This window comes from Mesorhizobium sp. P3_A9 (assembly GCF_056402975.1).
This window is the reverse complement of record NZ_JBFUGJ010000287.1, coordinates 1-7,646: the sequence shown is the minus strand read 5'-3', so window position 1 is coordinate 7,646 and position 7,646 is coordinate 1. Positions and strand designations below refer to the sequence as shown.

Annotated in this window: 6 protein-coding genes and 1 pseudogene; 4 read left to right on the top strand and 3 right to left on the bottom strand. The window is 64.9% G+C overall.

Annotated features, from left to right (window positions below):
* Nucleotides 1-12 precede the first annotated feature (12 nt).
* Both AC1DX0_RS27290 and AC1DX0_RS27285 read right to left on the bottom strand, forming a co-directional pair.
* A complete protein-coding gene (locus AC1DX0_RS27290; RefSeq protein ID WP_477220179.1) occupies nt 13-1,197 on the bottom strand; it encodes an MFS transporter in 1,185 nt (394 codons plus the stop codon).
* A gap of 108 nt (nt 1,198-1,305) precedes the next feature.
* Entirely contained in the window at nt 1,306-2,226 is a 921-nt protein-coding gene (locus AC1DX0_RS27285) for a zinc-binding dehydrogenase (RefSeq protein WP_477220178.1), read from the bottom strand.
* 103 nt (nt 2,227-2,329) lie between these two features.
* Between AC1DX0_RS27285 and AC1DX0_RS27280 the strand changes: the two genes are divergently transcribed.
* Complete coding sequence (locus AC1DX0_RS27280; protein WP_477357507.1) at nt 2,330-3,142, top strand: AraC family transcriptional regulator; 813 nt, start codon at nt 2,330-2,332, stop codon at nt 3,140-3,142.
* A gap of 12 nt (nt 3,143-3,154) precedes the next feature.
* Here the strand turns inward: AC1DX0_RS27280 and AC1DX0_RS27275 are convergent, their stop codons facing one another.
* Nucleotides 3,155-4,924 carry a cation:proton antiporter domain-containing protein gene (locus AC1DX0_RS27275; protein WP_477357505.1) on the bottom strand — a complete coding sequence of 590 codons (1,770 nt, stop codon included), beginning with the start codon at nt 4,922-4,924 and terminating at the stop codon, nt 3,155-3,157.
* 490 nt (nt 4,925-5,414) lie between these two features.
* Between AC1DX0_RS27275 and cysG the strand changes: the two genes are divergently transcribed.
* The 3 genes and pseudogenes from cysG to AC1DX0_RS27260 form a co-directional block, all read left to right on the top strand.
* On the top strand, nt 5,415-6,881 hold the full coding sequence (cysG, locus tag AC1DX0_RS27270) for a siroheme synthase CysG (RefSeq protein ID WP_477357503.1): 1,467 nt from the start codon (nt 5,415-5,417) through the stop codon (nt 6,879-6,881).
* A complete protein-coding gene (locus AC1DX0_RS27265) occupies nt 6,878-7,171 on the top strand; it encodes a DUF2849 domain-containing protein (protein ID WP_477220174.1) in 294 nt (97 codons plus the stop codon). Before cysG ends, AC1DX0_RS27265 begins: the two co-directional genes overlap by 4 nt.
* Nucleotides 7,172-7,216: 45 nt before the next feature.
* Nucleotides 7,217-7,646: pseudogene (locus AC1DX0_RS27260) on the top strand (nitrite/sulfite reductase); the annotation flags it as partial.

Here is a 7,646-nt window from a genome sequence, read left to right as displayed (position 1 = left end):
GTACTGGAGCGCTCAGATCGTTCTCGCCCGTCCCGCAAGGCTTCCCAGGACCGCCATCAGCAAGGTGGCGATGGCGCAGGCGCCCAGAGCCAGGCTCCAGGTCCCGGTCGCATCGTGGGCAAGACCGGCCAGCGGCGGGCCAGTGGCCGCCAGCGAATAGCCCAGGCATTGCGCCATTCCCGATAGCGCTGCCGCCTCCTGGCTGTTTGAGGCCCTGAGGCTGACGAAGGAGAGGCCAAGCATGAAGGCCGCACCCGCGCCGAAGCCGAACAGCGCGATCCAAAGTGCTGCAAGGGCCGGAAGCTGCCACAGGCCGAGCAGCGCGAGGCAGGTGGTCAGTGCCATGCCGATGGCCATGGCGCGCTGGTCCTTCATGCGCCTGACGGCGGTGCCGAGCAGCAGACCGGGGATCGCGATTGCCAGTTGACACAGCCCGTGCAGCGAGCCTGCGGCCGCTGCGGAATAGCCTGCCTCCGCCAGGATCGAGGGCAGCCATCCGACGATCACATAGAAGACCAGCGAGGTCAGGCCAAGAAAGCCCGTCACCTGCCAGGCAAGGGCCGAGCGCCAGAGGTGTCTACGATCCTGCGTGGAGGATGCCGCTCGCTCCGGGGCGGCTGGCATTTGAAGCTGAGGCGCCCAGGCAATCAGGGCCGCGACTGGAAAGATCAGCGTGCAAGCAAGCGAGAGATGCCAGTTCGACCCCGGCAATTGAGCGAGCGGGATCATCACTGTCGATGCCAATGCCTGCGAAAGCCCGGACACGATGGCATAGAAGCCGGTCAGGCTGGCGACCCGGTTGGGAAAATCGCGTTTCAGCAAGCCTGGCAGCAGGACGTTGGCGACAGCAATCCCTGCCCCAACTGTGCCGGTGCCGGCGAACAGCGCCCAGAGGGGGCCGGTCGAGCGCAGGGCAATACCGGTCGCGACAACAAGCAGTGCTGCGAATAAGGACCTTTCGATGCCGTATCGACGCGCCAGTCCGGCCGCGAAAGGCGAGATCGCCGCGAACGCCAGCAAGGGAAGGGTGGTCAGCATTCCCGCCTCAGTGGCGCTGATGCCGCTGGTTTGCCGGATCATGCCGAGCATCGGCGCCACGCCGGTGATCGGCGCGCGAAGCGTCGATGCGATCAGCATGATGCCGACCAGGAGAAGCCCCTGGCCGCTCGATGTTCTGACAATTTCTCTAACCGTCATTGGAGACTCCTGACCTGGTGCTGGCGCCTGGGCGCCTTGATTTGCGTATTGCGGAACAGCCATCTCCAGTCCGTGCCGGGGCGCGGGCCATCGACCGAAACGGCCGGCCTATCCGGCTATGGTGAGAACGGCCTTGCCGCTGAAGCTGCGCTGCCGCAGGGCGTCGAGGGCCTGGGCGATATCGGTCCACGGCAAGGTCAAGGCGACGCGGGTCTCCAGCCGGCCGGCCGCGACCAGAGTGAGCAGCGAGGCGATATCAGCGCCAATGCCTGAACCGGACGTATAGTAGGCGAACGTCTGAAGCCTCGCGCCCTCATGGCCCGGAACGAATTGGCGGAAGCCAACCGGCGTCAGTTCGCCACTGCTCGAACCGAACATGACGATGGTCCCGCCAGGGCCGACGCGTTCGATCGCGTGTGCGAGGCTTTCGCCGCCGACCGACTCGGTGATCAGCGAAAACGGTCCCTCGGCCAATTCGATCGCCTCGACCACCTGCTCCGCTCCAAGGCCGCGGAGATCGTCGGCATGCCGGGCGGCGGCGATGGCAGTCACCGAGGCGCCTTGTTCGCGGGCGATCTGGATCTGGAAACGGCCGACCGCACCGCTTGCACCGGTAATCAGCACATGCTGGCCGGTGAGGTCACCGCCATGACGTAAAGTCCTCAGCGCCGTCGTGCCTGCGACCGGAAGCGTGGAGGCGGAGACGAAACTGACTTCCTCCGGCAGGACGGCGAGACGCTCGGTCGGAACGGCGACACGTTCGGCCCAGCCGGCCTCGTCGACCAAGGCCACGACCCGGGTGCCAACGGCCGGCCCGGAGCCATCGGCTGCTGCCCGTTCGACGACCCCAACGATGTCCTGACCGGGTATCCAGCCGTTCGGACGTATGGTGAGCAGGCGCAGTTCGCCACGGTTCAACGAGGTTGCGTGGGCCGAGATCAGCGCTTCGTTCGCGCAAGGTTGTGGCTCGTCCACCTCGGCGAGTTTCAATCTGGCTGCATTGTCGGAAGAGACGGTGAGCGCGAGCATGGGTACACCTTTGCCAATTTTGGCGAGAACGACCCGAGCCTATCGATTTGCGCTGACGAATAATCTAGATATAAAAGCAATCGATCGCTAAAAGTCGTCAATCATGAAACAGCCCCTTCGCTACCCCTGGCTCAATTTCGATGTGGATGAGTTTTCCGCGCCGGCGATTTCCGTGCGCGTCGACGTCCCCGAAACCAGAGCGGAGGTATCAGCCCATTGGCATCGCAAGGGGCAACTCGTCTTCGCGCTCGGCGGCGGCGTGACCTGCCGCGTTCCCAGTGGCCTGTGGATGGTGCCRCCGCATTGCGGKGTGTGGRTKCCMRGCSGCATGGAGCACAGCAACATCGCGACSGCCAATGCSCGGATTTTCTTYGTCTACATCGAGCCCGGTGCTGCCGAACTGCCGGACCRRTGCTGCACGCTTTCGATCTCGCCGCTGCTGCGCGAGCTCATCATCGAACTGTCGGACTGTGCGCCGGACGATGCGAGGTGCGCTTTCCTGGGAAGCGTCCTGCTTGCCGAACTGCCTGATATGCCTGTCCAGCAATTGCATCTGCCGATCTCCTCCGAGCCGCGCTTGCGGCGGATCGCCGAAGCGCTGGCGGACGATCCCGCTGACCGCAGCACGCTGGCGGAGTGGGCCAATCGCGTCGCGCTGAGCGAGAGCAGTCTCGCTCGTCTCGTGGTGAAGGAGACTGGCTTGAGCTTCGGCCGCTGGCGGCAGCAATTGCACCTGATCGTCGCAATCAGGGAGCTGGCTTCGGGTGCAAGCGTTCAGCGGGTTTCGGGCGATCTCGGCTATGAGTCCGTCACAGCCTTCATCACCATGTTCAAAAAGGCGCTCGGCAAGCCTCCCGCACAATATCTCAGCAGCATCGCACAGAATGGCGGTTCCGCGTTCGTGCGATCAGCCTAGGCTACGGACGGCTCAAGCAGTCTCCGGCTTGTGGCCAAGCACCTCTTCGACAATGCCGCGCGCGATCTCGCGCTCGCCCATGATCACCGTGTTGGCGCCGAGGCCCTTGAGATGCTCGACCTCGGCATCGGAATGGGCGCGGGCGAYGACRTTGATGYTGGGATTKGCGGCGCGYGCCCTGAGCACGATCTGGCCGGCCTCGAAGGCGTTGGGGATGGCAAGGATCAGCCGGCTGGCGCCTTCGGGATTGGCGGCGGCGAACACTTCGGCATTGGCGGCATTGCCGGCGACGGTCTCGACGCCGTCCGTCTTCAGCTTGACCAGCGTCTTGTCGGCGTCCTCGATGACGAGGAAGGGCATGGCGGCGTCCTTCAGCGCCGCGCCGACCAGGCCGCCGACACGGCCGTAGCCGATCAGGATGGCATGACCGGTGAGTGCCGTTTTCGGCGGCGGTCCGTCTTCCTTTTTGGAGGCTGCGGCAACCGAGGCGACCTGGCCCGGTTCTGTCGCCGGACCGACCGGCTTGGCGTCCGCCGGCGGTGCCGTCCGGGCGGCACGCGACTCGAGCCACGGCTTCATCCAGTCGATGACCAGGAACATCAGCGGGTTGAGCACGATCGACAGGATGGCGCCAGCGAGAATCAGATCGCGGCCCTGCTCGGGCAGAAGTTTCAACCCGAAGCCGAGCTCGGCCAGGATGAAGGAGAATTCGCCGATCTGGGCAAGGCTTGCGGAGATCACCAAGGCCGTGGCCAGGGGATAGCCGAAGGCGATGACGATGACGAAGGCCGCCAGCGACTTGCCGATGACGATGATGGCCAGCGTCGCCAGGATCGGCAGGCCGTTGCTGAACAGGCTGAACGGGTCGAACAGCATGCCGACAGAGACGAAGAACAGCACCGAGAAGGCATCGCGCAAAGGCAGCGATTCTTCCGCCGCGCGATGGCTGAGCTCGGATTCGCTCATGATCATGCCGGCGAAGAAGGCGCCGAGCGCCAGCGAGACGCCGAACAGTTTTGCCGCGCCGAAAGCGACGCCGAGCGCAATCGCCAGCACTGCCAGCCGGAACAGCTCGCGCGACCCGGTATGGGCGACATAGTGCAGGATCCASGGAATGACCCTGCGCCCGACSACCAGCATGACGACGACGAAAGCCGCGACCTTAGCCAGCGTGATGCCGACGACGCCCCAGATGCCGTAACTGGCCGGYAGCGACAGCAGGCCGCTCGAATGCACATCCGCCTGTTCCTGGCCACCCAGCACGCCGGCAAGCGCCGGCAGCAACACCAGCGCCAGCACCATGGCCAGATCCTCGACGATCAGCCAGCCGACGGCGATGCGGCCGCGCTCGGTCTCGATCATGCGGCGTTCCTGAAGTGCGCGCAGCAGCACCACGGTGGAAGCCACAGACAGCGCCAGGCCGAACACCAGACCGGCGCCCATCGACCAGCCGAGCATCCAGGACAACCCAGCGCCGAGTGCCGTAGCGAAGCCGATCTGGACGATGGCGCCGGGCACGGCGATGGCGCGGACGGACAGCAGGTCCTTCAGCGAGAAATGCAGGCCGACGCCGAACATCAGCAGGATGACGCCGATTTCGGCGAGCTCGTTGGCGAGGCCGGCATCGGCGACGAAACCGGGCGTGTTCGGCCCGACCAGCACGCCGGCTACGAGATAGCCGACCAGCGGCGGAATGCGGAAGCGATTGGCGAGAGCGCCGAAGACGAAAGCCAGCCCCAGACCGGCGACGATGGTGGCGATAAGGGGCGTGTCATGCGGCATTGTCTATGGAGCGCCTTTCAAATTAGCGATGTCGGATGTGCGCCGCCCGGAGCCGCCGCCTGTTTGCAATATGGTGGAAGGGGTGACAGTGATGCAACCCGCAAGAGGTGTGAAATCGACGGTGGAGCGACAAAATGCTCGGCCGGCCCTCGCATGAGTTCCCGATTGAGCTGAATTCACCTGCGTATTGCACCTCGGTATACGGCGCTAAAGACGGGCGCAGCCCGTGGACGACTTTAATCTACTAAATTGGTAGAAATTAGAAAAAACTGTTTTGCGAAACAAATGGCAGGCGACTAAAAAGACCTGAAATCAAGGCCTGCTTCAGCGGCTTGAATCTGCTCATACTCTGGATGTGGAATATTTTTCTCCTGCCTTTCGCAGTTGCGAAAAAGCGATTGCCTGCCATCCCAGGATGCGCGAGTGCTTTGCTTCTGGTTTTTCGCGCCCGGGCGTAAAACTGCGACACTGTTCCCGGATTGCACTTGTCATGCCGTACACCGTGCCCAAGCTCAAYGCCTTYCCCGTCTTCGTGCGGGTCGARGGCGAAGCCGTGGCCATTGTCGGCGGCGGCGARGARGCMYTGGCCAAGGCGCGGCTGMTCGGYCAGTCGAGCGCGGTGCTGCGCGTTATCGCCGAATATGCCGAACCCGAGCTGCTTGCCTTCATCGCTCAGTCCGGCGCCAGCCATGTTGCGGCAGCCTACGATGCCTCGCAGCTCGAAGGCGCGGTCATGGTGTTTGCCGCCAGCGGCGATGAGGCGCTTGACCGCCGCGTTGCCGCGGACGCGCGCAAGCTGGGCATCCCCGTCAATGCCGTCGACCGGCCGGAGCTCTGTGATTTCTTCACCCCGGCGCTGGTCAACCGCGCGCCGGTCGCCATCGCCATCGGCACTGAAGGCGCCGGCCCGGTGCTTGCCCAGCTGCTGCGAAGCCGCATCGACCAGATGCTGTCGCCGTCGCTTGGATCGCTGGCAACGCTCGCCGCTTCGCTGCGGGGTGCCGCCGAGAAAGTGCTGCCGAAAGGCAATGCCCGCCGACGCTTCTGGAGCAGTTTTTTCCAGGGTGCGCCTGCCCATGCCGTGGAAGCCGGCCAGCTGTCGCAGGCGCATGACGCCGCTGTGGATCTTCTGCTGTCGGACGCGCCGGCTGCGGGCCATATCGCCCTGGTCGGCGCCGGKCCCGGCGCCGAGGATCTTCTGACCCTGCGTGCCCATCGCCTGCTGATGGAAGCCGATGTCATCGTCCATGACGCGCTGGTGCCGGAGGCAGTCGTCGCCATGGGCCGCCGCGATGCCGAGCGGCTTCCAGTCGGCAAGCGCAAGGGCTGCCACACCAAGAGCCAGGTTGAAATCAATGCGCTGCTGGTTGAACTCGGCCGACAGGGCAAGCGGGTCGTGCGGCTGAAGTCGGGCGATCCGCTGGTGTTCGGCCGCGCCGGCGAGGAGATGGCGGCGCTGCGCGATGCCGGCATTGCCTATGAGGTGGTTCCGGGCGTCACCGCGGCCTTTGCCGCCGCCGCCGATTTCGAACTGCCGCTGACCTTGCGCGGCGTGTCCTCGTCGATGGTGTTCACCACCGGCCACGACCTCAAGGGCAACTCACTGCCCGACTGGGCCAAGCTCGCCATTTCCGGCGCCACGGTCGCCGTCTATATGGGCCGCTCGGTCGCCGCCGAAGTCGCCGGCCGGCTGATCGAAGCCGGTCTCTCGCCGGACACGGCTGTCGCCGTGGTCGAGAATGCCAGCCTGGCCAACCGGCGCCGTTTCCACGGCACGTTGGCCGACCTGCCGTCGCTGGAAGCGCGTGGCGATCTGTCCGGCCCGGTCATGACCATTATCGGCGATGCGGTTGCCGGCGCCAATTTTGAACGGTCAGAGCCGCTCGCGGCACACAGGCACGAAGATTTGCGGCACGAAGGTGCGGCCATTGCCGCCACTGAGAGAGTTCAGCCATGAAGATACTGACCGCCAACCGCCTGACCGATGGCATCGCCGTCTGGTACGCCGATGGCGGCTGGGCCGAGACGGTGGACCACGCCGACCTTGCCCATGACAAGGCGGCCGAAGACCGCCTGGAAGCGATCGGCGCCAATGCCTATGCCGACAATGAGGTGGTCGACGTCAATCTGATCGACGCGGACGTCGTCGACGGCCTGGTCGAGCCAGTGCGGCTGCGCGAAAAGATCCGCGCCGCGGGCCCGACCATCCGCGGCGATCTCGGCAAGCAGGCCGAGCGGGCGGCGTAGCCAGGATTTGAGTGAAACGGGCGGACGCGCCCTGAAAGACGAAGCATGTACCGTTACGATGAGTTCGACCACGATTTTGTCCAGGCCCGCGTCGCCGAGTTCAGCGACCAGGTCGAGCGCCGGCTGTCCGGCGAGATATCAGAGGACCAGTTCCGTCCACTCAGGCTGATGAACGGCGTCTATCTGCAGCTGCACGCCTATATGCTTCGCATAGCGGTGCCCTACGGCACGCTGAACGGCAAGCAGCTGCGCATGCTCGGCCACATCGCCCGCAAATACGACAAGGGCTACGGCCATTTCACCACGCGCCAGAACATCCAGTTCAACTGGCCGGCGCTGTCGGACATTCCGGCGATCCTGGCCGATCTCGCCAGCGTCGAGATGCACGCCATCCAGACCAGCGGCAATTGCATCCGCAACGTCACCGCCGACCACTTTGCCGGTGCGGCTGCCGACGAAGTCGCCGATCCGCGCC

Coding starts and splice junctions, on each gene's coding strand:
- AC1DX0_RS27285 (WP_477220178.1), bottom strand. CDS start 2,226: ATGCTCGCGCTCACCGTCTCTTCCGACAATGCAGCCAGATTGAAACTC.
- AC1DX0_RS27265 (WP_477220174.1), top strand. CDS start 6,878: ATGAAGATACTGACCGCCAACCGCCTGACCGATGGCATCGCCGTCTGG.
- AC1DX0_RS27290 (WP_477220179.1), bottom strand. CDS start 1,197: ATGACGGTTAGAGAAATTGTCAGAACATCGAGCGGCCAGGGGCTTCTC.